Below are 249 nucleotides of genomic sequence, written 5' to 3'. Positions count from 1 at the left end.
CTCAAGACCCAACTCCAATACAAGGCGATAGCGCGGGGAGTTTGGTTTGAGGAAATCGATGAAGCTTATACCACCCAAGCCTGTTCGTGCTGTGGTCATATCGGCAACAGCAGTCCGAAAGGTAGGACAGGACTTGGAATCAGAGAATGGACCTGTCAGGCGTGCGGTACGCGCCATGACCGCGACATCAATGCCGCAAGGAACATTCTCGCGCTTGGGCACAAGCGTCTCGCAGGAGGAATCCCCCGG

The 249-nt window shown here is 55.8% G+C and carries 1 protein-coding gene; it reads left to right on the top strand.

The annotated features are described in order from the left end of the window. Positions 1–27: 27 nt before the first annotated feature. Positions 28–249: zinc ribbon domain-containing protein (locus ECTPHS_RS14480; protein WP_371200126.1), on the top strand; the 222-nt coding region annotated here is incomplete at its 3' end.

Origin of the sequence: Ectothiorhodospira sp. PHS-1, from assembly GCF_000225005.1 — a bacterium.
Classification (GTDB): Bacteria; Pseudomonadota; Gammaproteobacteria; order Ectothiorhodospirales; family Ectothiorhodospiraceae; genus Ectothiorhodospira.
Note: the sequence above shows the minus strand (reverse complement) of the source record. Positions and strands in the feature narration are given on the sequence as shown.